Raw genomic sequence first — 23,286 nt, forward strand, 5'->3', positions numbered from 1 at the left:
AGCAGGTCCTCAGGTCGTCCTGACCAGCCCGTGCAGCCCTTCCAGATGGCGGGGCTGCCGGCTGCCCCGCCAACCCAGGACCAGCTCCTCCCGCGCACGGGTGATCATCACGTAGTAAGCCATGCGGAGGTCCGCCGCCGTCGGGTCGCAGGCCGCGTCGGTCTCGGCGTCGGCGATGACGACGGTGTCGAAGTCCTGACCCTTGACGCTGGCCCGGTGGAGGAGGACGACTCCTGGGCGGGCCAGGTCCAGGTCCCGGTAGCGTCCAGAAGTCGCCGCCGAGCTGTACATCTGCGGCTCCTGGGCGAAACCGGCCCGCTCCAGTCGCGGCATGAGGTCGGCGGTGGTGCGTGAGGAGCCGATGATGACGCCGATGCGGTGGCGCGGCCGCTGGGCGGCCAGGGTGACGATGTGGTCGACGAGTTCGGCCTGGCCGGTGTAGTGGCGGACGAGCGGAAGCCGTCCGCCGCGCCCCGGTGTCTCGGGGCGGGGGCCTCCTGTCCGGAAGTGCTCGGCCAGCGCGGCGATCTCGCGGGTGTTGCGGTGGTTGCCGGCGATCTCGATGTGCCGCGCGGACCGTCCGAGGGCGGTGGTGATTTCGGTGAGCGTGGAGTTCGTCTCGGTGAGGCGCTGGCACTCGTCGGCGAAGACGGTGACCGTGGTGCCGAGGAGGCGGGCCAGCTGGTAGAAGCCGGGCGGCAGATCCTGCCCCTCGTCGACGACGAGATGCGGTGTGGCCGGATCGTCGTTGCCATACGAGGCGGCTGCCCGGTTGATGAGGACCGGCCAGTCGAACCAGCCGTCGTCAGTGCTCCGGGCGTCGCGTCCGAAATGGCTGTGGACCCAGCTGTGGACGGTGGAGGCGACCGCAGGGGCGCCGCGGACCGTGAGGCCCTGGAGCGTGCCGTCCAGGAGCTGGCGCAGAAGGTTGGAATAGGACAGCAGGAGTGTCGGGCGACCGGTGAGGGCGAGGTGGACCGTGCGGTGCGCGGCAAGAAGGCTCTTGCCGCTCCCGGGCGGTCCGCTCACCACGTGGTGACCCGTCAGCGGAAGGGTGTCCAGGCAGTCACGCTGGGCCTGGCTGAGACCGGGGTGAAGGACGGGGGCGTTCGCGGAGTTCACGGGCGTCCTCCCACTGCCGTGGCGGCCGCGTACTCCCGGCTCGCTGTAAGGACGTCGGCGAAGTAGCCGGGGACACGTGCCGAGCCGACGATCAGGGCACGGTCGAGGAGGGTGTTGCCAGTCTGGCAGCTCGTCTCCGGCAGCAAGGTGCAGGCGTGGCAGGCGGCCCGGTTGAGGTTTCCGAAGCCCTGGCCCGTGTGCTCGGCGCACAGCGGGTCGGCGGAGCACCAAGCCGCCGCCTCCAGCATCCGGATGAGCGTCTCCGAGAAGTGCGGCTTCTCGCCCTGCCGAACCAGTCCGCCCAGGGTGCCTTCGGCGTCGCCGGCCGCGGTGTAGATCAGCAGCCCGCGCTGGTCGTACTCGGGGCGGCCGTAGACGCGCTCACGGAGGCTCGCGGTGGTGTAGCCGGAGTCGAAGGAGAGCTGGCGGATGAGCAGATGCGCGAGGGTGTGCAGGAGGAGGAAGCGAGGGGAGAGTTCCGCGCCGACGGTCTCGGCGAGCTGTTCGTCGCGGAACGACGCGTCGAGGTCCGCGCGGACCCCGTGAACGTGGGTCTGGACGCGCGGGTCGTTCTCCCAGGCAGTCAGGCGCTGCTCGTCGAGGGTGACGACGATGCCCTCGCCGTAGACCTCGGTGGCCGGCAGCCAGCGCAGCCGGGCGCTGGTGTCGGCGGGGACGAGGGTGCCGCTCACCGACTGGCGGCGGAATCCGGTGAGTGCCCGTACCTCGCGGAGCCTGTCGACGAGGACCACTCCGCCGATGTGGGCATCGAGGGAGGCCCACGGCTCCTCGGTCTCTCCGTCAAGGCCGAGGCCGCCCCGGCGGACCGCGAACTCCGGGGTGGCTTCCGGGAGGTGCTCGGCGTCGAAGGCGTACCACTCGTCGCGGCTCAGATCGAGCTTTCCCGCGTTCGGGCGTGCGGCGGGCGATGCCGTGGACGTGCCTGTGGCCTCCCCGACGAGCTGGTCGATGAGGCTGTCGGGGGCCTGAGTGTCCTCCTTGATGAGACCGCGGAAGAGGTCGGCTCGGGACGTGCCGAGGGCGCCGAGCAGATTCGTCCAGTACGGATGCGCCAGGACGGACTCCGCCGCGTCCCGCTCCGCACGCGGGGCCTCGGCGGTCTGCGGGATGTCGAGCGCCGAGTAGACGATCGGGTAGTAGACATTGCCGGCGGTGCGCTGCACGTTGTGGACCTGCTGGCCGCACGTGGCCCGTTCGTCCCAGCGCTGCCAGGGGTTACGGCCGGAGCAGCGGCCCGCCTGCGGGCCGAGGACGTCGAGGAGGTCGCGCTCCGCGCCGCATGTCCTGCCGGCCTCTCCGATCGCTCCGCAGCGGACCGAGAGCGCTTCGAGGCCGGAGGCCCGGTCGGCGACGCGGAAGCTGAGACGGCGGGCCTGCCATGCCCGCTTCTCCTCAGAGCAGGCGGCCCGCTGTTCGGGAGTGAGACGGGAATGTGCCCAGTACCACCAGTCGATGTCGTCGAGGTGCCCGTCCGGGCAGATGCGGACGAAGCGCATCGGGGTGAGGCGGGGCGCGGCGGCACACGAGGCGCAGACCGGCGGTTCACCGGGCTTCTCCTGCTCGCGCAGGAAGCGCACCATGGTCCGGCAGGCGCCGCAGAACAGCCAGCCGGGGAAGCGGACGTAGGGGACGCCGGGGCGGTCGTGGTCGTCGTACCGGTCGTTGAGGGTGTGGGGGGCCGCGAAGAACCCGGTGACTCCGAGGCGTTCGGCGAGCCGCTCCGAAGCCACGGGGGTCTTGTTATGCGGCCAGTTGCCGATTCCGGCGGCCACGAAGGACTCGCCCTGGACATCGAGTACGGCCCCGACGCCGAACGGCAGCACGGTCTGCGCCTGGCGGACCCGGAGTTTACGCTTCACTTTCCCGCTCCTGTCACGGTGATCTGGCACTCCCGGTCGACGCTGCGCATCGAGTTGAGGGTCTCCCACAGGCCGTAACGCTGCTCGAAGGCCTTGAGCAGGTTGTGCTGGCCCTTGCCCTGGCTGCGGTAGTAGAGGTCCTTGCCCTCCGCCTCGGCCCTGGTGGCCTGTTCGTACCAGTCGTCCAGGAGGTAGCCGAGTTCGGCGCGGACCTCGGCGCGGACCTTGTCGCCGTCGCGTCCGGTGGCACCGCTCTCGGCGATCGCCGCCCGCTCCGCGAGCGCGTCGGCGATCCGGCCCGCCTCCGCCCGGTGGCCGGTGATCCGTCCGGCCCGGTTCTCGGCCGCCAGGCCGAGGCGGTGGCGGACCAGGATGACGAGCGTGGCGTGCAGGGCCCGGCGTCGGGCCGGGACGGACCAGGGGGTGACGCTGGCGGGCTCGACGTACCGGTACAGGGCCCGGTGGTAGTCGTTGAAGGTCTCGTAGTGGGAGCGGTCGCGCGGACGGGTGGCGTTGAAGTAGGTGACGACCAGGCCGGGCACGTGGTGACGGCCGACGCGACTGGTGGCCTGGATGTACTCGGCGGTGGTCTTGGGCTGGCCCTGCATGAGCAGATAGGCGAGCCGCTTCACGTCGACGCCGACGGAGAGCATGTTGGTGCAGGGCAGGAAGGAGACGGCCTGGGGGTCCGTCCAGGGCTTCTCCAGGCGGTCGAGGAGGATCGGCTGATCGGCGCGCGCCACCGTGCTGTCCAGCTGCTGCACGTCGCCGCCGCCGAGCGAGCGGGTGCCCATGCCCTCGTCGAGTCCCCGGAGCTGGGCGGGGATGTCGTCGCCCGCCGCGGTGACGGTCCGGCCGAGTTCGCGCAGGCTGTGGTGGTACGCGACGAGCGTCCAGTAGTCGTCGCGGTGCTCCTCGGGGAGCTGGTGGACGCCCTGCAGCATGGCGGCCGTGGTGGCGACGGCGCCACGGCCCGCGGTGTGGCCCTGCGCCATCACGCCGAGGTAGAGCCGGCCGGGGCGGCCGGCGTCGGGGACGGCGAAGAAGCTGTCGTCGGCGTCGAGTCCGGGCGGCGGGAACAGCTGGACGTCCTGGTGGTGGAGAGCGCGGACCTGTTCGGCCGAGCGCCGGATGGTGGCCGTCGCGGCGACGATCTTGGGCGGGCGGCCGTCGGGGCCGGTGCACAGTTCGAGTACGGCCGCCTCGTACAGACCCACGGTGGTGCCGAGCGGCCCGGTGAGCAGGTGCAGCTCGTCCTGGATGATCAGCGACGGGGGCGGGTTCCCGGTGCCCGCCCCGAAGAGCCGGCCGGAGAGCGGCTCCCAGGCGAGCCGGGCGAACTTGTCGACCGTGCCGAGGACGAAGGTGGGCGGCTGCTCGTACAGGTGCTGGTCGACCACGGCGACGGGCAAGGCGTCGTGGAAGGCGCACTCGTCCCGGGTGCAGTTGAAAGCGAAGGCGTCCGTTTCGGCCTTGATCCCGTAGTCGGAGCGAACGGTGGAGCGGTTCGGCGGCAGGATGCGCGTGCCGCACCAGGGGCAGCGATCGAGGATGAACACGTCCTCGGGGTGACTGGCCACGCGCTGCTCGTCGAAGCAGTCCTTGGCCTTCTGGAAGCTGTTGGGGGTGGTGGTGTCGCCCACCCACAGGCCGACGGTGATCGGTTCGTCGCCGAGCCCGAGTCCCGGTTCGCGGCGCCGGAGGTACTCGAGGGCGCAGACCGTGGTCGCGGCCCGCTGGAACTGCTGGGTGGTCAGCAGGCTGAGGGTGTAGCGGCTGAGCACGGTGGTTCCGCCGCCCTCGGCCCGGATCCGGCGCAGCGCGACGGTGAACGCGGCCAGGAGCAGGTACGCCTCCGTCTTGCCACCGCCGGTCGGGAACCAGATCAGGTCCGTGGTCTCTCGGTCCCGGTGGCCCGGATCGGCGACACCGTCGAGCGCGAGGAGGAAGAAAGCGAGCTGGAACGGCCGCCAGGCCGCCGTGGCGTCGACGGGCGGGTCGACGGCGACGGACTCGGACCGGGGGCGCCGCTGTCCCGCCTGGTCGGGGGCGGAGTGCCGCATCTGCAGCAGCATGGCACGCTGGGCGATGCGGAAGGCGTCGAGGAGTTCGGGCCTGGCCGGGTCGCACAGGGTGCGTACTCCCGCTTCGATCCGAGTGACGGCTTGGCGCACCCGACCGAGGACCCGCTCCGCGGCCTCCTGCCCCCAGGCCGGCACCTTGACGGAGCGCTGGCCCACGTACCAGGCGTGGTAGGCGGCGGCGAACTCGGCGAGTTCCTCCCGCAGTTGGTCCGCGCTCACGGTGGGATCCGCAAGGTGGGAGATCGTGAGGACCGGCGCGTCGAGCGGACCCCCTGCCCGGACGGCGGGCACTTCGGCGTGCGGCAGAGCCTCGCAGACCAGGCGGTCGACGCCCTCGCGGTCCACGGCCTCCTCCCGGACGGCGCAGCCGTGACCGACGGCATGGGTGACCACGTCCCGGTACTGCAGGCGAAGTTCGCGCTCCTCGGGGTCACGGCTGGCCAGCCGGACGCTGGGGTAGGGCAGCACGGGCCCGTCCACGGGGCGGACCGCGAGACTGCACTGGAAGAGCATGTCGTCCCAGCTGGGCGTCTTGCCGTCGGAGCCGTCGTGGCGCGCCTTGTTCACCAGGGCCACGGTGACGAGCGTGCCGTCACCGTACGAGCGCCGGCGCAGGCGGAGCTCCGCACGGCCGTCGAGGACGGTCACGGCCTCCCGGTCGGGGCCGATGGTGTGCGTCTCGGACGGGATGGGCATCCGCTGCCAGCGGCGTCCGCGCCCGGGGTCGTTCCGCTGCGTCTCGTAGCGGGCGGCCTCACAGGTCACCTCGATCTGCGCGACGGCCGTGTAGAAGCTGAGCCCGAGGGACGCCGGCAGCCAGCTGTTGGTCTCGGGGACGGGATCGGTGGCCGGGTCGGCGTCCGGGGCGCTCTGCTCGACCCCCGGCGCCTCGGGGTCGTCGGCGGCGTGGGCGAGCTGCCGCTGGAGGTCGGCCTGCTGCGGATAGAGCGTCCCCATGAGGTACTGCCGGTCGGGCGGAGCGTCGAGCACCTCGTCCTCTCCGCCGGCAGGTCCGACGAGCTGGCGGGTGAGGTAGTCGACCAGCTCTTGGCGCGGGTCCATGGGCGGGTTCCTTTGGATCTGGGTGCGGGATGCGCAGTGCGGTGGGAGACGGCGCGGCTTCAGAAACGGGGAGAGACGACGCCGCTCTGGATCAGCCGCTTCTTGAAAACGGGCTTGGCCTTTGCCTCGATCTGCCGGATGCGCTCACGCGTCACCTTGAAGACCGCGCCGAGTTCCTCCAGGGTGGCGGGGTCGCCACCGTCAAGCCCCGCCCGTCGAGCGAGGATGTGGAACTCGCGCTCGGTGAAGCAGTCCAGCACCGCCTCGACCGTTTCAAAGAACTCCTTGCGCAGGAGCACCGTGCAAGGGCTGGGGAGCCTGCTCGGCCCGATGACCAGGTCGGCCAGGGCGGTGTCATCGCCGATGATCCGGTCCAGCGAGTCGGTGGGCCGACTGATCCTCCGCAACCGCTCCACCTCCTCGAAGGTGAGGCCCGTCGCGAAGGCGACGTTCTCCACGGTTCTGGGCTGCCCCTCGCTGAGGAGGTTGCGCTCAGCCTTGGCGACCTTGCTCACCTTCTCGTGCACATGCACGGGCAACCTGATGAGGCTGCCTTCGTCGGCTATGGCGCGACCGATGGACTGCTTGATCCACCACGTCGCGTAGGTCGAGAACTTGTAGCCCTTGCTGGCATCGAACTTACCAACCGCGTGCATCAGGCCAAGGGTTCCGCACTGGACCAGATCGTCGATGTCCAGCCCACGCCCCTGATAGCCCTGCGCGATCTTCCCTGCGAGCCGCAGATTGTGCAGGACCAGGCATTCGTGAGCACGTCGTCGCTCGCTGCCACGCGACAGGGCAGCGATCTCCTCCTCCGGGACGTCCCGGGCAAGGTTGCCGACACCCCCACGGAGCAGGGCAGCGAGGCCCACCTCCTCCTGCGCGTTGAGCACTCTCATACCCCGGCCGCGTCGCCACCGGTCCTCCTCCAGCACCGCCCTGGCCGCACGGACGGCTTCCGACACCGAGGAGTCCCCGGCGGACATACCGGGGCCAGCACGCTTCGCCCTGACCTCGGCTGCCGGTTCCGGCCAGGCTGTCGCTGCGCCGGCCGGCCGAGGCCTGTTGATCGGGAAATGTGCGCTCAGCTCCCGCGCTTCGGCGGGGCCAAGGCCTTGGAGCCGTACCACTCCGTCGTGGGCGAGTTTGCTGACACGGCCGTCGGCGTCGGCGTAGCGCCTCAGCATCTTCCGCGCCTGAGTCAGACGCCAGGCAGCCTCAGAGGCGAGCGGTTCGGGACCGGCGGCAGCGAGTGGCGGCCCGGAGGCGGGCTCCGGCCCGCCCGTCGCCCGCGCCTGGAGCTTCACATGGAGGCCGACGGCCACGAGTCCCGCGCGAAGCCTTCGCCGCTGCTCGTCGGTGGTGAGCCCGAGGCCTGCGGCCTCCTTCTCGAAGGCCCGCCGGCCGACCACCCCACCTCGCGATGCACGGCGCCTCAGCCGCTCGATCATGGCAGGCAGTTCCACCTCGATCGTGCGCCGCTCGACCTCGGACATCTTCGATTCCCCAGACATCTCGCCTCCACCCCAGAGACCATGTGCCGGTGCCTCACGGAAGTACCGGCGACATAATCACCCTAAGCCAGATCCGTTTACACCGCCAACGCAATCTCTAGATTTGTGTACTCGCCAGTAGGGGTCCATTGACATTGTCAACAAGTAGGCTGGGCGTGATCACACAGGCCCGCCCCGGAAGGTCGTCCATGTCGCAGCCCGAACGCCTCCCCGGCACGCCCGAGTTCCACATCAAGCTCCCCAAGGGCGGCGGAGCGGCACACGGACATCTCCTCACCGAGTTCGGCGGCAACGGGACACACAAGTTCCTTCTGCACGAGGGCTCGCCTGTCATCGCCCAAGAGTGGCCCGGGCTCGGCGACCATGCGCGCCGTTCGCGTGCGGAGCTCCGTGCGGCCGGCGCGCTCACCGACTCGGCTGGCGCGCAACCCCACTGGGTGGCGACCCGGGACATCGTCTGCAACTCCTCCTCCGCGGCAGCCGCGTTGGTCTACGGCTACGACGCGTCCGGCCCCGAATCCTGGCGGACCACGGAGGGCCACCCGCTCGCCGACTACCTCTCCACCGGCTGGCGAGCGCCCCGGAAGGCCTGGCTGGTGCGCGGTTCCAACGTCTCCGGGCACAACCTGGTACGGCAGCTGTGGTTGAAGGAAGGACTCGTCTCGCTCGCCGGGGCCCATCTGCCGCCGCTGGAGGAAAGCGACCCGACCAAGAGCGCGTTGCGCCGCTTCGTGGAGGACGGGTATGAGGGAGCGGCCTCGTACAACCAGAAGCGCGGCCTCGTTGACGAACTCCACGCCTTCCTCACCCAGATGCGGGTGGGAGACACGGTCGCGACCATAAGTAACGGGCGGCTACACACCGGGCGAATCGCGGGAGAAGCCGTCCAGACTGCGTCCCAGGGCGGGTTGTCGAATTTGCGGCGTGCCGTGTCCTGGCTGCCCGGGAGCCTTCCGTACGAGGAGCTTCCCGAGGAGGTGCAGCAGAAGCTGTCCGTGCAGCACGACGTCGTCGACCTGACCGGTGTGCTGGAGTCGCTGGACGGACTGATCGGGCCTGTCGGGCCCGACGAGGGCGGCGCCTCCATCCAGTCGCCCACCGCCGAAGGGCCGGCGCAGCGGGAGGTGGTCCTGCCGGAGGCCACGGACGACCTGGCGGCCAAGCTCCTCGTCCGCGACCGGGCCTGGCTGGACGAGGTACGGGAACTCCTCACGGACGAACGGCAGTTGGTCTTCTACGGCCCGCCGGGGACTGGCAAGACCTATCTGGCCATGCAGCTGGCGGAGTACTTCGGCGGCGGCCCCGAGCAGGTCAAGATCGTGCAGTTCCACCCGTCGTACGCCTACGAGGACTTCTTCGAGGGATTCCGGCCCGTGGAGGATGCCGAGACACGAGAGGTGGCCTTCCGGCTGACGGCCGGGCCGCTCCGGGAGCTCGCCGACCTCGCCTCCCGCGAGGGCAACCGGCACATCCCCCACTTCCTGATCATCGACGAGATGAACCGCGCCAACCTCGCGAAGGTCTTCGGCGAGCTCTACTTCCTACTCGAGTACCGCAAGCGGTCCGTCCGTCTCACCTACTCGGGAGACGACTTCGGCCTGCCGCCCAACCTCTTCATCATCGGCACCATGAACACCGCCGATCGGTCCATCGCTCTGGTGGACGCGGCCATGCGGCGACGCTTCGCATTCGTGGAACTGTCCCCCCGCACCGAGCCGACCGCCGGCCTCCTCGAGCGCTGGCTCGAACGCGAGGGCAAGGACGGTGAACCCGCCCGTCTCCTCGACGCCCTCAACGCGCTCATCGACGACCGGGACTTCGCCATCGGCCCTTCATACCTGATGAAGCCGGGGGTGTACCGCGAAGGCGGACTCGACCGGACGTGGCGGACGAAGATCCTGCCGCTGCTCGAAGAGCACCACTACGGCGAAGGGATCGACGTCGCCGGCCGCTACGGTCTCGACGTGCTGAGGAAGCACCTCCCGTGAACGAAGAGGAGGTGTCGCCGCCGGGCAGCGAGGAGGTGTCGCTGCGGGAGCACGGCCCCGCCGTCTCCGTACCCCTCGACACCGAGACCGGCCGGGCGCTCGCCGCCGCCGGCATCCTGCGGAGCGCCACTCCCGACCCCGGCCGCGTCGGCCACTGGCTCCTGCGTGCGGGGAGCAGCGTCGGTGCGGTACGGATCCCGGGCGGTCCCGTCCTGCGGATCACGCCCAAGACGTCCGTGAGCCGACTGTTCTTCCTGCTCGGCTTCAGCCTCGATCCGGCCAGGGCGTGGCGGGACAGCCGGGAGGGCACCGTCGACACCGGGGGGTACGACGGCCTCGTCCCCGCGCTCGCGCACGCCGTCGAGCGACAGATCGACGCGGCCCTGCGGCAGGGTGTCCTCCGGGGGTACAGCACCGTGGAGGAGTCCGCGCTGTTCGTGCGCGGTCGGATACGCGAGGCCGATCAGGTCCGCAGACATTTCGGCAGGACGCCGCCGGTCGAGATCAGCTACGACGCCTACACGGCCGACACCGCCGAGAACCGCATCCTGTGCACCGCCGTCGAACGGCTGCTCCGTCTGCCCGGGGTGGCCGCGCCCGTCCGACGGCGACTGGCCCGGCAGCGCGTCCGCCTCGCCGACGTGCTGCCCCTGGTGCGGGGCCACGCGCTGCCCCGCTGGCAGCCGTCCCGTCTCAACTCCCGCTACCAGCCGGCGCTCCGGCTGGCCGAGGCCGTCCTGCGCGGCGGCTCTCCGGAGCACCGGCCGGCCGGAACGGTTCCGCTCGCTGTGGACGGCTTTCTGCTCGACATGAACAAGCTGTTCGAGGACTTCGTCACCGTCGGACTGCGCGAGGCCCTACGGGAGCACGGCCTGACGGCACGTCTGCAGGACCCCCACCACCTCGACACCGCCGGGCGCGTGGGGATGCGCCCCGATCTCGTCGTGCGTAGCGGCGACGGCCGCACGCCGGTCGCCGTCGTCGACGCCAAGTACAAGGTCGAGAAGGCCGACGGTCTCCTCAACGCCGACCTCTACCAGGCGCTCGCGTACGCCACCGTCCTCGGCCTGGACGAGGCACATCTGGTGTACGCGGCCGGCCGGGAGCCCGTGCGCATCCACGAGGTGCACGGAGCGGGCATCCGGCTCTTCCAGCACAGTCTCGACCTCTCGCGCCCGCCCGAGGGGCTTCTCTCGGCCCTCGAGGGGATCGCCCGGCAGTTGGCCGGACCCCTGCCGCATCCTTGATCATGAACCATCGCCCCTCAGACATGGGAGGACCTCATGCCCCGGCTCGCCTTCGCCCAGAGCTTCTGGGACGGTTACGAGACCTTGGAGAAGCCGGTTCGCGCCGGAGTGCGCAAGGCCATGGGGAAGTTCCAGGCCCTGAGCGTGGCAGGACTCAACGCGGACAAGGGACTGCACCTGGAGTCCGTGGAGAAGGCCCGCGACACTCGGATGCGGACCATTCGCATCACCGACTTCTGGCGGGGCGTCGTGCTCGCTCCCGATGACGGCAGCGATGTGTTCCTCCTGGTCAAGGTACTTCCGCACGACGACGCCTACACCTGGGCGGCGAAGCGTCTGTACAGCGCGAACTCCGCAACGCGGGCACTGGAGGTCCGCGACGCCGTGGCCCTGGACGAGCTGACGCCGCTCTACGAGACGGCGGCGCGCCAGGCTCCGCAGTTGTTGTTCGCCAAGGTGTCCGACGGAACCCTCCGCGAGCTGGGCATCGACGACCAGGTGCTGCGCGCCGCCCGCTCGCTGGCGGACAAGCAGCAGCTGGATGCCTTCGCCACGCTCCTGCCGGAGGACCAGCTGGAGGTTCTCCAGTACCTCGCCGAGGGCTTCAGCCCCGAGGAGGTGTACCGGGACGTCGTGGCCGTCCGGCGGCCCGCGGACGCACCGACCGAGCCGGTCGAGGACCTGGCCACGGTGATCGCCAACACCACCGCACGCATCCGGCTGGTCACGGGGCCTCAAGAGCTGGAGGAAGCCCTGGAGAAGCCGTTCGAGGCCTGGAGGGTCTTCCTCCATCCCTCCCAGCGGCGCGTCGCCTACCGTGCTTCCTACGGGGGGCCCGTCCAGGTCACCGGCGGCCCCGGAACGGGCAAGACGGTGGCCGCCCTGCACCGGGTGAGGCACCTTCTCGCCAGGTCCGCTGACGGCCGTATCCTGCTCACCACCTACACGAACGCACTCGCCGCCGGACTGCGCGACATGCTCGGTCTGCTCCTCGACGAGGACGGGAAGGCGCTCGCACGCGTGGACGTGACGACGGTCGACGCCTTCGCCAACGGAGTCGTACGGTCGAAGTCGGCGGCTTCGCCCCGACCGATAGGAGACCGGGAACAGCGACAGCTGTGGGAGAAGACGGTCAAGCAGCTCGACCTGCCGTTCTCGGCGCAGTTCCTGGCACAGGAGTACCGTCACGTCGTCCTCGGCCAGAATCTGCGTGATCTCGACGCGTACCTCGGCGCGAGCCGCCGCGGCCGAGGCACCGGCCTCGGACCCACGCGCCGCCGCGAGGTGTGGAACGGCGTCGAACACTTCCAGCGCCTTCTGCGCGACCGGGGCGAAACCACCCATCTGCGGGTCTGCGCCCGAGCCGCGGAGATTCTCACGGACGAGTCGGCGCCGTACGCGCACGTCGTGGTCGACGAGGCGCAGGACCTGCACCCTGCGCAATGGCGGGTGCTGCGCGCCGCCGTACGCCCTGGCCCCGACGACCTCTTCGTCACCGGTGATCCGCATCAGCGAATCTACGACTCCCGGGTGTCGCTCGGCTCGTTGGGCATCCCCACAGCCGGACGGAGCTTCCGGTTGCGCGTCAACTACCGCTCCACCGAAGAGATCCTCACCTGGTCGGCAGGGCTGCTCGCCCCCGTGACCGTCGACGCCCTGGAGGGCGAGGGGACGGACTCGCTGACGGGATACCGCTCCCTTCTCCACGGCAGCCGGCCCCGGCTGCAGGGATACGCGACGCGGTCGGAGGAGACCGAGGCCCTGGTGGACCGAGTCCGATCATGGGTCGCCGAAGGGCTCGCGCCACACGAGATCGGCGTCTGCGCGCGATTCAACCTCTCCCTGGACACGGCCGAGGAAAAGCTGAAGGCCGCCGGCATCCCGGCCGTGCGGGTCAAGGGTCAGGTCCCGCACGGGACGGAGGGTGTGCGGCTGGCGACCATGCACGCGATGAAGGGACTCGAGTTCCGAGCGGTCTCCGTCCTCGGGGTCAGTGAGGGAACTGTCCCGTTCGCGCGTGAGATCACGGCGCGGGAATCGGATCCGCTGCAGCACGAGTCCGACCTGCTCCGCGAACGCTGCCTGCTCTTCGTCGCCTGCACGCGCGCCCGCGAAGCACTGGCCGTCACATGGAGCTCCGTCCCGAGCCCGTTCCTGCCCCTGTCGGCCCGCTCCGACTGACTGGCCCGGTGCGGATTGGTGCGGGCGTCACCCGGCTCCGCACCCCCCTCATTCCTCGGGTGCCAGTGCTCCCGTAGCCAAACCGTCCCGGGCGAGCTCGGCGAGCTGTCTGCTCAGTTCACCGATCTCACGCATGTCCTGCTCGAAGGTGGACAGGGCTCGGAAGGCGCTGCCGTAGCGACGCTGGTCGTCGATACCCATGCGGGGGATGCGTGCGCCGCGCGTGTCGAGACGGTAGGTCCCACTGGTGCTCGTGGCCCTGCGTACGTTCGCGGAGCTCCGCAGGAATCCCTGCAGGTAGTCCGTGTCGAGCTGATCGCTGGCCGAGACGGGCTCCGACTCCACATAGCCGACCAATCCGGCCCGAGCGAGGTCCGTGACGCTCGTGGTCACCGCGTCCAGCGAGCCCGGTCCATCGCCCTCGGCCAGCTCGGGCAGGAGCGCGGCAAGGCGGCGGATTCGTTTCTCCACTTGCTTGCGCAGGGTGGCGTACTCGCCCGGATAGTCGCGATGCCGGGAACGCAGGTGCGTACCCGGGGTGACATCGACAGTGTCGTCGAGAAGTTCGATCACCGGTACGTCGGCGACCTGATCGGGACGCGGATCCAGGACGCCGTCAGGGCTGTTGCCGGTCAGGTCGACCATGCGCACGGTGTGGTTCGTCTCCGCCTTCGCGGAGCCTTCAGGGCGTTGGAGGCACCATACGTGCACAGGCAGGGAGTGCGAGGTGGCCGCTCCCGGCGGCAGGGCCACCACCTGACGCAGGATTCCGCGGCGTACGAGCTCCGAGCGGATGCGACGCCCTGCCTTGCGATAGGCGACCGAGGCAGGCATGACCATGAGGACATGGCCACCCGGTCCGGTGTGTGCGTAGGCGTGCTGGAGCCACGCGAGCTCCCCTTCCGCCTTGGACGGTGTACCCAGTTCCCAGCGGGAGTCGAGCAACAGCTCCTCCCTGCCCCATTCGGTGACACCGGCCGGCGGATCACAGACGACGAGATCAGCCCTGAGGTCCGGCCACGCGTCCGCGCGCAGGGAATCGCCTGCCGTGATGGAGACCTGTGCGCGCCCCAGGACCTCGGCGCGGAGCTGTGCGAAACGAGCGCTGTCGGCATCCACTTCCTGGCCACAACAGCGAGTGTCCGCTCCCGAAGCAACAGAAAGAAGCAGCACTCCGGTCCCACAGGCGGGGTCGAAGACCGTGGCATCCGGAAGCAGTTCGGGGGCGAAGTGGCGTACGGCACGCACGATACGTTCAGGGGTCACCTGATCCGATCCAGCCCGCCGCGCCGAGTCCATGAACCGTTCAGTCAGTCCGTTGACAAGGTCGACAGGCGCCTCGCTCCCGACGAGCCGCCGCACGTGGGCCACCACCTCGTCAGGCAAGCCGGGCGAGGGCGCCCCGACCAGGGCCGCGGCCACCTCAGCCAGGCCCGCAACCATCTGCTCTCCGTAGACGGCTCGAAGGGCTTGCCACAGCTCGACTTCAGGCGAGATCTCCTGACCCTTGCGCTGCTTGTCCAGCCAGGCCTGGACCTCGGCGAGTGCAAAGAGCGGACTGTTCGCAGCGCCTCCCGCCGGTGCAGGGAAATCTTCGTAGCGCCGTCGCCAGTTGGAGACAGCCGCCCGGGTGACACCGGCCAACCGAGCGATCTCGGCTCCGGTGACCAGGGCGCCGACCGATGTAGCGGCATTCTCTGTCATAGCCACAGCGTACACGCGAAGCCTCAAGCACTCCAGAGTCTTAATCCGTTGACATCGTACACGCAACCCTGACAACCTTACCGTGTACAGGCTGCGGTGTTCGATCACGCTGCGAGGGCATGTCCGTGCCCGCTGCGCCCTCCTCTCCCTTGCCTCAAGGAAGCCCGCCATGACCACGAGCACCGAAGTGCGCACCATCTACCGGCTGAGCAGCGTCACTCCGACGCTGGAGGCCATGCTGGACGTCTTCGACGCGACGTCGCTCGACAGGCGCGGAGCCGACGTCCACTTCCCCGAGCTGATCGGTGTTCCCGCCGTGTACATCACCTGCGGGATGGAGAGCGCCGAAGCATCGTGGTGTGCACCCATGGCGCGCACCACCGGAATCGAGGTCACCCAGAGCGTCCGCCGGACCGCCGCGGTACTCCTCCTCGCCGTCGACGGCACGGTGTACGGCATCGGCTGCGACCAGGGGTACAGGCTGGTTCCCGATCACCTCAAGGACAAGCGCTTCGGTCTCTCCTTCGTCATCCGGCAGATGGATCCCGCCATGGTGCGCGGCGCAGTCTCGAAGACGCTCGGGCAGGCGCGGACGGACATCTCCCTGGTTCCCGGTGGCGCGCCGGTCCCTCTCCTCGGCATTCGCGACCACTCGCGCATCGTGCGAAGCCTGGGCGGATACCTCGATGGCGTGCCGCTCACTCGCTCGCGCTACTCAAGGGGGAAGGCAGTCAGCGCCCAGGGTGGATGCGGACTGAAGATCGCCTTGGGTATCGAACCCGGCGAGCTGATCTCCGATCTGCGGGCCGTCGCCGCCATCTGCAGCGAGGACGTACCTCACCAAGAGCTGGAATTCGTCGATCGCATCGTGCCGGTGGACGACTCCGCCACTACCGAGGCCCTCGATCGGGCACTGGACGAACGTCTCGGCTTCCCCGCCGACGAACGAATCACCGTCTCCGTCCCCTCCGGTCACCATGAGGCATACGCTGAAGCCACCACGTACCTCATCCGGATCAACAGCACAGATCCCCGGCGAAGCAACAGCTTCGACCTCAACTACGCCCTCGGTCGTGCCCGACTGGCACCGCCCGGCCGGCGCCTCGCAGTACTTCGCGAGGGAACCGTCACCCTTGCCCGGGACCGACGCGCGAAGGCCGTCGACGCTCTCGCCGTCACTGACGCACTGTCATGGCTGGAGGCAGAAGTCTCCCTTGGTCCCCGACGCTTCTTCCTGCTGGAAGGTGAGTGGTACGAGGTCGGATCGACCTATGTGGAAGAGAGCCGGGCCACCGTCGCGGCACTTCTGCCTCGTGTGCCCTCCGTCGCAATGCCGGCCTGGGACAGCGGAGAGTCCGAGAACGCCTACAACAACAGAGTGGCAGACGAACGGCCGGGCTGGCTCTGCCTGGACACCAAGAACATCACCAATCCCCTCCGGAGCACCGACCAGATCGAGATCTGCGACCTGCTCATGCCCGACGGGACGCTGGTGCTGGTCAAGCGCGCAGGCGGTTCCGGTCCGTTGAGTCACCTGTTCAGTCAGGCCAGGGTGGCGGTAGAGCTCCTTCAGGAGTCCGCCCAGGCCCGTGCGCAGTTCACCGCGAAGGTCGCCCGCCTCAGCAAGGGCAAGCTTGCGCTTCCCGCGGACTTCACGCCCAAGCGGATCATCCTTGCCATGCTGCTCAAGAACCGTGACAGCCTGACCCCGGAGTCGATCTTCGGCTTCTCCCAGATCACCATCGCGCAGACCGCGAAGGTCTTGGCGGCCCGGGGAGTGACGATCGAGGTTGTCGGCATCCCGGAAGGCGGCACCGACACGCACCCCGTGCTCTCACTCCGGAATCGGCGCGGGAGTCCCCGACAGAGCTTTCCGAACGCCGATGCCGGATGACGGCCATACCGGCATGGAAATGCGACGGCCCCGCCGACCCCGTGTGCACGGGGGTCGGCGGGGCCGGTTGCGTTCAGGCGGTGGGTGGGCCCATGCCGCCCTTGAGGCGGTCGATGTCCGACTGGCGGACCTGGATGACGAAGAGGGCGACGAGGGCGCCGATGACGGCGAAGACGGCGGCGGTGACGAAGCCGGCGGAGACGCCGGAGGTGAGGACCTGGTCGGCGTAGGGGGGCGGGAGTTGGCCGGTCTTGGCGAACTGGGCCTTTTCGAGGGGGCCGGCTTGGGAGAGGAAGACGGGGACCTGTTTGTCGGCCTCGTTGCGGCTGGCGGTGCCGAAGACGGTGACCAGGATGGAGAGGCCGAGGGAACCGCCCACCTGCTGCATGGCGTTGAGGAGGCCGGAGGCGGCGCCGGATTCCTGGGGTTCGACGTTGGAGAGGGCCATGATGGTCAGGGAGACGAACATGAGGCCCATGCCGAGGCCGAAGACGAGGATGGGGCCGAGGATGCTGCCCAGGTAGGTGGAGTTCACGTCGGTGAGCGTGAGCCAGGAGAGGCCGGCCGCGGCGAGGATGGAGCCGGTCACCATGAAGGGCTTGGGGCCGAACCGGGGCAGGAGGTTGGACGTGAGGCCGGCGCCGACGCCGATGATGGCGCTGACCGGGAGGAAGGCCAGACCCGTCGTCAGGGGGCTGAAGCCCAGCACCTGTTGGACGAACAGGGTGAGGAAGAAGAACATGCCGAAGATGGCGGCCGCCAGGCACAGCATGATGACGTAGGTGCCCGAGCGGTTGCGGTCGGCGAACATGTGCAGCGGTGTGATGGGCTGCTGGGAGCGGCGCTCGATCAGGATGAAGGTGGCCAGGAGGACGACCGCGGCGACGAACGAGCCGATCGTGTAGGGGTCGCTCCAGCCTTCCTGCGCGGCGCGGATGAAGCCGTACACCAGCGCCACCATGCCGAGCGTCGAGGTGAGCGCGCCGGCGAGGTCGAAGTGGCCGGGGTGGCGCTCGGACTCCTTGACGTGGCGGGGCGTGAGGATCGCGATGACCAGGGCGATCGGGACGTTGACGAAGAAGATCCAGCGCCAGTCGAGCCATTGGACGAGCATGCCTCCGGCGACCAGGCCGATGGCGCCGCCGCCGGCCGAGACGCCGGCGAAGACGCCGAAGGCCCGGTTGCGCTCCGGGCCTTCGTCGAACGTCGTGGTGATGAGGGAGAGGGAGGTCGGCGAGGCTATCGCGCCGCCGACGCCCTGGAGGGCACGGGCCGCGAGGAGTTGCCATTCGCTCTGGGCCAGTCCGCAGAAGAGGGAGGCGAGTCCGAAGAGCAGCACGCCGAAGATGAAGACGCGTCGCCGGCCCAGGATGTCGCCGGCGCGCCCGCCGAGGAGCAGCAGGCCGCCGAAGGTGAGGGTGTAGGCGTTGACGACCCAGGACAGGCTGGTCGTGGAGAAGTCCAGGGCGCTCTGGATGTGCGGGAGCGCGATGTTCACGATCGTGATGTCGAGGACCACCATCAGCTGGCAGGACGCGATCACGAACAGGGCGATGCCCTTGCCGTCACCGCCCTTGCGCGGGGTGGCGGTCTGCGCTGGTGTCGTCGGCTTTGGTGTACTCATTGGGCGCCTCGGGCCTCGCCTGGTGAGTGAGCCGTGGGCCGGTCAGTCCACCTTTCGACACTAAGCCCGGCCCGTACGGGTCACCAGTTGATCAAGCGTGGGCGGGCTCGTCCAGGACCGCGAAGCCGTCGAGTTCGACGCGCGCCTGCTCGTCCCAGAGGCGTACGACTCCGATGACCGCCATCGCGGGGTAGTCGCGGCCCGCCAATCTGCGCCAGACGCGGCCGAGTTCGTGGGCGTGGGCGCGGTAGTCGTCGACGTCGGTGGTGTAGACGGTGACGCGGGCGAGGTCGGCGGGGGTGCCGCCGGCGTGGCGCAGGGCGGTGAGGAGGTTGCCGAGGGCGGTGGTGAACTGCTCGGGGAGCGTCTCCCCCACGACCTTGCCCTCGGTGTCGAGGGCCGTCTGCCCGGCGAGGAAGACGAATCGGGTGCCGGTGGCGGTGACGGCGTGGGTGAAGCCGGCGGGCGGGGCGAGTTCGGCGGGGTTGTGCCGGTGCAGGCTCATGCGGACGTGACCTCCTCGGTGCGGGGAGCGGCGGCGCGGCGCGGTGCGGCGCCGGGTGCCCCGTCCCCATGGTCCTCCCGGCGGGACGCGTACAGCTCCTTGGCGATGATCGTGCGCTGGACCTCGGTGGCGCCTTCGTAGATGCGGGGGGCGCGGACCTCGCGGTAGAGGTGTTCGAGGAGGTGGCCGCGCTGGAGGGCGGCGGCGCCGTGCAGTTGGACGGCGGAGTCGACGACGTACTGGGCGGTCTCGGTGGCGAGGAGCTTGGCCATGGCGGAGCGGCGGGGCACGTCGGGGTCGCCGGTGTCGTAGGCGGTGGCGGCGGCGTAGACGAGGAGGCGGGCGGCCTCGGTGCGGGTGGCCATGTCGGCGATGCGGTGCGAGACGGCCTGGAGGTCGGCGAGGACGCCGCCGAAGGCGGGGCGGGCGGCGGTGTGGGCGAGGGCGGCGTCGAGGGCGGCCTGGGCCATGCCGACGGCGAAGGCGCCGACGCTGGGCCGGAAGAGGTTGAGGGTGTTCATGGCGACCCGGAAGCCCTGGTCCGGTGCGCCGAGGAGGTCGTCGGGGCCGACGGGGACGCCGTCGAAGGTGAGGGTGCCGAGGGCGTGCGGGGCGAGCATGTCGAGGGGTTCGCCGCCGAGTCCGGGGCGGTCGGCGGGGACGAGGAAGGCGGTGACGCCCCGGGCGCCGGCGCCGGGGGTGGTGCGGGCGAAGACGGTGGCGAAGTCGGCCTCGGGGGCGTTGGAGATCCATCGTTTCTCGCCGTGCAGGTGCCAGCCGCCGTGTCCGTCGGGTACGGCGTCGAGGGCGAGGGCGGCGGCGTCGGAGCCGGCGCCGGGCTCGGAGAGGGCGAAGGCGGCGACGGCGCGTCCCGAGGTGGCCTCGGGGAGCCAGCGGGCGCGCTGGGCGGGCGTGCCGAAGGCGGCGACGGGGTGGCTGCCGAGGCCCTGGAGGGCGAGGGCGGTCTCGGCCTCGGTGCAGGTGCGGGCGAGGGATTCGCGCAGGAGGCAGAGTTCGAGGGCGCCCGCGTCGAAGAGGCGGGCGAGGAGGCCGAGGTCGCCGAGGGCGGCGACGAGGGGGCGGTTGACCCGGCCGGGTTCGCCCTTCTCGGCGAGGGGCTTCAGGCGTTCGGCGGCGAGGGCGCGGAGCTCCGCACACCAGGTGGTCTGTTCCGGATCGAGCGAGAATGCGGGCATGTGGGCCCTCTCTGACGCCCTCGGGCGCCTTCGTCCCTGTGCCGTACGGCTTCCTTGTCGCGGACCGTTGACTGTCGTCACCAACACGATACGCTCGTGTGGCGTTGAGCGACCCCACCACGACAGGGGGACGGACTCATGGAGCTGACACCCTCGGCCCACCTCGACACCTTCGCCCGGGACCGGCTGCCGCCGCCTGACCGCTGGCCGCGCCTCCTCTTCGACCTCCCGGAGCTCGCGTACCCCGACCGGCTCAACTGCGGGGCCGAGCTCCTCGACCGCACGGTGGAACGGTTCGGCGCGGACCGGCCCGCCTTCCACGACGGCGAGGGCGGCGTCTGGAGCTACGGGGAGCTGCGGGACCGGGTCGACCGGATCGCCCACGTCCTCACCTCCGACCTGCGGGTCAGACCCGGCAACCGGGTCCTGCTGCGCGGCCCCACGACCCCCTGGCTGGCCGCCTGCTGGCTCGCCGTGATGAAGGCCGGCGGGGTCGCCGTCACCGTCTTGGCCCAGCAGCGGGCGCCCGAACTGGCCGTGATGGCGGACGCGGCCCGCTGCACCCACGCGCTCTGCGACGCCCACGTCCTCGACGACCTCCTCCGGGCCCGGATCCCCGGCCTCCGCGTCACCCCGTTCGGCGGCGACGGCCCGGACGACCTGCTGGCCCTCGCGGCCCGCCGCTCCGGCCCGTACGAGGCGGTGGCCACGGCCGCCGACGACGTCGCCCTCATCGCGTTCACCTCCGGCACCACCGGACGGCCCAAGGGCTGCGTCCACTTCCACCGGGACGTCCTCGCCGTCGCCGACACCTTCTCCGCGCGCGTCCTGCGCCCGCTGCCCGACGACGTGTTCGCCGGCTCGCCGCCGCTCGCCTTCACCTTCGGCCTCGGCGGGCTCGTGGTCTTCCCGCTGCGCGCCGGGGCGAGCGCGGTCCTGCTCCCCCAGGCCGGCCCCAAGCAGCTGATGGCCGCGATCGAACGGCACCGCGTCTCGGTGCTGTTCACCGCGCCGACGGCCTACCGGGTGATGCTCGACGAGCTGTCCGACGGCACCGCCCCGGACGTGAGCTCGCTGCGCCGCTGCGTCTCGGCGGGCGAGAACCTGCCGGAGGCGACCTGGCGGTCCTGGTACGCACGCACGGGCCTGCGCCTGATCAACGGCATCGGCGCGACCGAGCTGCTGCACATCTTCATCGCCGCCGCCGACGGCGACATCCGCCCCGGCACCACCGGCCGCCCGGTGCCCGGCTGGCAGGCCAGGGTCGTGGACCGGGAGGGCCGGTGCGTCCCGGACGGCACGGAGGGGCTGCTCGCGGTGCGCGGCCCGGTGGGCTGCCGCTATCTGGCCGACGCGCGGCAGAGCGAGTACGTACGGGACGGCTGGAACGTCACGGGGGACACGTACGTCCGCGAACCCGACGGCTACTTCCGCTACGTCTCGCGCGCCGACGACATGATCATCTCGGCCGGCTACAACATCGCCGGGCCGCAGGTCGAGGAGGTCCTCCTCGACCACCCCGACGTGGTGGAGACGGCGGTGGTGGGCCGCCCGGACGACCTGCGCGGCCAGGTCGTCGTGGCGTACACGGTGGTACGGGCCGGGGTGCCGCGCGACGCGGGCACCGCCGCCGCCCTGCGGGCCTTCGTCCGCGCCCGCCTCGCCCCGTACAAGTCGCCCCGGGAGATCGTCTTCCTCGACGCGCTGCCCCGCACGGCGACGGGCAAGCTCCAGCGCTACCGGCTGCGCGAGGAGGCGTGAGGCCGTGCGAGGGGGGCGTGAGGCCGTGCGGGGGGGGTGAGGGCGTGCGAGGGGGGTGTGAGGGGTGCCGGGCGCCACGAGCCCGGCCCGATCGGCGGTACACCCCCTAGAGTGATCACGTGGCCGAGCAGCACACCCCCCGTTCCCTGATCGTCTCCCTCTACGGCGCGTACGGCCGTGGGCCCGACGGCTCGCCGATGCCGGTGGCCGGGCTCATCCGGCTGCTCGCGGCGGTCGGGGTGGACGCGCCCTCGGTGCGTTCCTCGGTGTCGCGGCTGAAACGGCGCGGGCTGCTGCTGCCGGGCCGGACGGCGGACGGGGCGGCGGGGTACGCGCTGTCGGAGGACGCCCGGCGGCTCCTGGACGACGGCGACCGCCGGATCTACGCCCGTACGGAGCCGAAGCTGTCCGAGGGCTGGGTCCTGGCCGTCTTCTCGGTGCCCGAGGCCGAGCGGCACAAGCGGCACCTGCTGCGCTCCCGGCTCGCCCGGCTGGGCTTCGGCTCGGCCGCGCCGGGCGTCTGGATCGCGCCCGCGCGGCTGTACGACGAGACCCGCAATGCCCTGGAGAGGCTCGAGCTCTCCCCCTACGTGGACCTGTTCCGCGGCGACCACCTCGGGTACGCGGCGACGGCGGAGGCGGTGGCCCGCTGGTGGGACCTGCCGGCCATCGCGGGCCTCCACGAGGAGTTCCTCGCCGCCCACGAGCCGGTGCTGCGGGCCTGGCGGACGGAGCCGGGCGACGCCGAGGAGGCCTACCGGGCCTACCTCCTCGCCCTGGACTCCTGGCGCCGCCTGCCGTACGCCGACCCGGTCCTCCCGGCCGAGCTGCTGCCCGACGACTGGCCCGGCCGCCGTTCGGCCGAGGTCTTCGCCGCCCTGCACGAGCTGCTGCGCGACCGGGGCGCGGAGTTCGTCCGCCCCGTGGTGGCGCCCTGAGCCCTGAGCCCTGAGCCCTGAGCCCTGAGGGACGCTAGACCCGGTTCCGTACGGCCAGGGCCTTGAGCAGGCAGGCGAAGCCGGCCGTCGTCAGGACGAAGCGGACGATGTTCCAGGCCACCCAGGGGCCTTCGAAGGCGTCGCGGGCGGCGGTGGGGTCGTGGGCGGCCGCGAGGGCGTCGTTGAGGGGGACGTTCGCGGCGGAGGTGACGAGGAAGACGACGACGGCGAGGACGAGGGCGGCGAGCGTCCAGACGCGGGCGCGGCCGGCGCGGTGCTGCCAGGCGGCGACCGCGGCGAGGATCACGGCCCCGAAGAACGGGGTGAAGAACAACGGGTTCTGGATGACGTCGTTGATGTTCCGCATCACCTCGACGTAGACCTTGTCGTCGCTCCGCGCCAGCGCCGGCATCACCGAGCAGACGTACGCGAACCACACTCCCGCGAGGAGTCCCGTCGCCGCCGTCGCCGTGCCGAGGACCGCCCCGGCACCCTTCCCGCCCCTGTTTTCTGTCATGCCCTCATTCAAGAGGTCCGGTGGCGCCCGCGCCATGCTCTCGCGTCGCACCGGCATACGCGGGCGTCC

The 23,286-nt window shown here is 70.7% G+C and carries 15 protein-coding genes; 6 read left to right on the forward strand and 9 right to left on the reverse strand.

The annotated features are described in order from the left end of the window. Positions 1-9 precede the first annotated feature (9 nt). From ACFCY7_RS06675 to ACFCY7_RS06690, 4 genes are read right to left on the reverse strand one after another with little or no spacing between them, the layout of a single operon-like run. On the reverse strand, positions 10-1,122 hold the full coding sequence (locus ACFCY7_RS06675) for a hypothetical protein (RefSeq protein WP_376481935.1): 1,113 nt from the start codon (positions 1,120-1,122) through the stop codon (positions 10-12). Then, on the reverse strand, positions 1,119-3,002 hold the full coding sequence (gene drmB, locus ACFCY7_RS06680; RefSeq protein WP_376481936.1) for a DrmB family protein: 1,884 nt from the start codon (positions 3,000-3,002) through the stop codon (positions 1,119-1,121). Before drmB ends, ACFCY7_RS06675 begins: the two co-directional genes overlap by 4 nt. Beyond that, the gene (locus tag ACFCY7_RS06685; protein ID WP_376481938.1) at positions 2,999-6,148 is read right to left on the reverse strand and encodes a helicase-related protein; all 3,150 of its coding nucleotides are present in this window, start codon (positions 6,146-6,148) and stop codon (positions 2,999-3,001) included. The genes drmB and ACFCY7_RS06685 overlap by 4 nt, the downstream gene beginning before the upstream one ends. Positions 6,149-6,207: 59 nt before the next feature. Beyond that, positions 6,208-7,644 (reverse strand): RNA polymerase sigma factor RpoD/SigA, encoded by a 1,437-nt coding sequence (locus tag ACFCY7_RS06690; protein ID WP_376481939.1) that lies wholly within the window; start codon positions 7,642-7,644, stop codon positions 6,208-6,210. A gap of 206 nt (positions 7,645-7,850) precedes the next feature. On the opposite strand from ACFCY7_RS06690, the gene ACFCY7_RS06695 reads away from it, so the two are divergent. Genes ACFCY7_RS06695 through ACFCY7_RS06705 form a run of 3 tightly spaced genes read left to right on the forward strand, consistent with a single transcriptional unit; the run spans position 7,851 to position 13,078 of the window. Continuing rightward, positions 7,851-9,650 carry a DUF4357 domain-containing protein gene (locus tag ACFCY7_RS06695; RefSeq protein ID WP_376481941.1) on the forward strand — a complete coding sequence of 600 codons (1,800 nt, stop codon included), beginning with the start codon at positions 7,851-7,853 and terminating at the stop codon, positions 9,648-9,650. Next, positions 9,647-10,897 (forward strand): McrC family protein, encoded by a 1,251-nt coding sequence (locus ACFCY7_RS06700; RefSeq protein ID WP_376481943.1) that lies wholly within the window; start codon positions 9,647-9,649, stop codon positions 10,895-10,897. Before ACFCY7_RS06695 ends, ACFCY7_RS06700 begins: the two co-directional genes overlap by 4 nt. A 36-nt stretch (positions 10,898-10,933) precedes the next feature. Next, positions 10,934-13,078, forward strand: coding sequence for a UvrD-helicase domain-containing protein (locus ACFCY7_RS06705; protein WP_376481945.1), 2,145 nt, complete (start codon positions 10,934-10,936; stop codon positions 13,076-13,078). Positions 13,079-13,126: 48 nt separating this feature from the next. On the opposite strand, the gene ACFCY7_RS06710 is transcribed toward ACFCY7_RS06705, so the two are convergent. Then, complete coding sequence (locus ACFCY7_RS06710; protein ID WP_376481946.1) at positions 13,127-14,782, reverse strand: N-6 DNA methylase; 1,656 nt, start codon at positions 14,780-14,782, stop codon at positions 13,127-13,129. Positions 14,783-14,951: 169 nt separating this feature from the next. On the opposite strand from ACFCY7_RS06710, the gene ACFCY7_RS06715 reads away from it, so the two are divergent. Further along, positions 14,952-16,676, forward strand: coding sequence for a TIGR04141 family sporadically distributed protein (locus ACFCY7_RS06715; RefSeq protein ID WP_376481947.1), 1,725 nt, complete (start codon positions 14,952-14,954; stop codon positions 16,674-16,676). A 73-nt stretch (positions 16,677-16,749) separates the two neighbouring features. On the opposite strand, the gene ACFCY7_RS06720 is transcribed toward ACFCY7_RS06715, so the two are convergent. The 3 genes from ACFCY7_RS06720 to ACFCY7_RS06730 form a co-directional block, all read right to left on the reverse strand. Beyond that, positions 16,750-18,300 (reverse strand): MFS transporter, encoded by a 1,551-nt coding sequence (locus ACFCY7_RS06720; protein WP_376481949.1) that lies wholly within the window; start codon positions 18,298-18,300, stop codon positions 16,750-16,752. Between the two features lie 91 nt (positions 18,301-18,391). After that, the gene (locus ACFCY7_RS06725; protein WP_376481951.1) at positions 18,392-18,805 is read right to left on the reverse strand and encodes a RidA family protein; all 414 of its coding nucleotides are present in this window, start codon (positions 18,803-18,805) and stop codon (positions 18,392-18,394) included. Continuing rightward, entirely contained in the window at positions 18,802-20,001 is a 1,200-nt protein-coding gene (locus ACFCY7_RS06730; RefSeq protein WP_376481953.1) for an acyl-CoA dehydrogenase family protein, read from the reverse strand. The genes ACFCY7_RS06725 and ACFCY7_RS06730 overlap by 4 nt, the downstream gene beginning before the upstream one ends. Before the next feature lie 138 nt (positions 20,002-20,139). On the opposite strand from ACFCY7_RS06730, the gene ACFCY7_RS06735 reads away from it, so the two are divergent. Both ACFCY7_RS06735 and ACFCY7_RS06740 read left to right on the forward strand, forming a co-directional pair. Then, a complete protein-coding gene (locus tag ACFCY7_RS06735) occupies positions 20,140-21,762 on the forward strand; it encodes an AMP-binding protein (RefSeq protein WP_376481954.1) in 1,623 nt (540 codons plus the stop codon). Positions 21,763-21,881: 119 nt separating this feature from the next. Further along, entirely contained in the window at positions 21,882-22,700 is an 819-nt protein-coding gene (locus ACFCY7_RS06740) for a PaaX family transcriptional regulator C-terminal domain-containing protein (protein WP_376481955.1), read from the forward strand. Positions 22,701-22,734: 34 nt separating this feature from the next. Here the strand turns inward: ACFCY7_RS06740 and ACFCY7_RS06745 are convergent, their stop codons facing one another. Continuing rightward, a complete protein-coding gene (locus ACFCY7_RS06745) occupies positions 22,735-23,217 on the reverse strand; it encodes a DUF1772 domain-containing protein (RefSeq protein WP_376481957.1) in 483 nt (160 codons plus the stop codon). Positions 23,218-23,286: the final 69 nt, after the last annotated feature.

This window comes from Streptomyces sp. NPDC056361 (genome assembly GCF_042262805.1).
GTDB lineage: Bacteria > Actinomycetota > Actinomycetes > Streptomycetales > Streptomycetaceae > Streptomyces.